This is a genomic window from Oleiphilus sp. HI0080, from assembly GCF_001635135.1.
Genome location: NZ_LWFU01000947.1, coordinates 1 through 1,244, shown reverse-complemented (window position 1 = coordinate 1,244; position 1,244 = coordinate 1). Strand labels below are relative to the sequence as shown.

General features: G+C 47.9%; 2 protein-coding genes and 2 pseudogenes. All 4 read right to left on the bottom strand.

Going from position 1 to position 1,244, the window contains the following annotated elements:
• Positions 1-128: pseudogene (locus A3751_RS22290) on the bottom strand (thiazole synthase); the annotation flags it as partial.
• Positions 129-148: 20 nt separating this feature from the next.
• Positions 149-349, bottom strand: a complete 201-nt coding sequence (thiS, locus tag A3751_RS18440) for a sulfur carrier protein ThiS (RefSeq protein WP_068457024.1) — start codon at positions 347-349, stop codon at positions 149-151.
• Positions 350-352: 3 nt separating this feature from the next.
• On the bottom strand, positions 353-769 hold the full coding sequence (locus A3751_RS18435; RefSeq protein ID WP_068457021.1) for a DUF423 domain-containing protein: 417 nt from the start codon (positions 767-769) through the stop codon (positions 353-355).
• Positions 770-844: 75 nt separating this feature from the next.
• Positions 845-1,244, bottom strand: a pseudogene (locus tag A3751_RS23135) (diadenosine tetraphosphatase); the annotation flags it as partial.

Here is a 1,244-nt window from a genome sequence, read left to right as displayed (position 1 = left end):
ATTTCCGCGCCGCTGGCCTCAATTGCCAACCGTGTTTCTTCTAGATCTTTGTACTTTCCCGTCCCTACTAACAGACGACTTTTATACTTTTCGCCTTCTATCTCTAGAACTCCGGTATCTAATCCCATTTTACTTCCTTTCCTATTGGCTAACCGCCACCAATCGCCTGCACAACCTCAACCAGATCACCTTCCTGTAACGTGATTTTCTCATGCTGGGCTTTGGGGACAATCTCTTTATTGTGCTCAATCGCGTAACGTTTCCCCTCTAAAGAAAGCGCCTTTGCGATCGCTAGTAAGTCTGTGCCAGCCTCACATTCGTAAGGCTCGCCATTTAGAATAATCTTCACGATTTAACTTTCCTCTAAAAGCTCAGGCTTGCCCATGCTCCATGCACCTCTTGCCGCAAAGAACCAAGCTAAAAGAAACAAAACTCCACCCACTGGAGTAATCATTCCTAAAGACGCCAAACCGGTAAGCGCCAAGGCATACAAGCTCCCACTAAACAACACGACACCAAAGAGCATGAGCGACATGGAGACACTCAAGTAACGGCGTGCCTTTTCTGTTCTCGCCAAAGACGCCAACAACACCAAGACCAACATCGCTAAACTATGGTACGCCTGATACTCCACACCCGTTTGAAAAACAGACAGCATTTTCTCTGACAAAGAGTCCTTCAAGGCATGCGCTGCGAAAGCGCCAAGAGCAACCGACAACCCAGCACCAATGCAACCTAGTACTAAAAAATGGTGGTGTATTATTCGCATCTTTCAGATCGTGACGACGTATTATTTATCATTATTTGCAGCAAAATACAGTCCGCTGCGTGCTCTGCTCTATTCCTAGACGCTTGTTCGTTCCAGCGTATCTAAATTCAGCGCTGTAAGTTTTCCGCCCCATACGCAACCTGTGTCGATCGCTTGAAAACGTGCATCTTCGGTCTGTCCTTCTAAGGCAGCCCAGTGGCCAAAAACAATGGTCCACTTCCTTGATGTTGGTTGCTTAAACCAAGGGGCGAAACCCAAGGGCGTCTTATCGAGCCCCTCTTTGGCGCTCAACTCCAGCGCTCCACGCTGATCAATAAACCGCATGCGCGTCAAGTAATTGGTAATCACCCTCAAGCGATCTTGCCCCTTAAGACTATCATCCCAAACAGCCGGCTGATTCCCATACATTGCATTGAAATAAGCCTCGTATCGCTTCGCGTCTTCACTGGCCAACACTTCATGCACTTCATTCGCG

Coding starts and splice junctions, on each gene's coding strand:
- A3751_RS18435 (WP_068457021.1), bottom strand. CDS start 769: ATGCGAATAATACACCACCATTTTTTAGTACTAGGTTGCATTGGTGCT.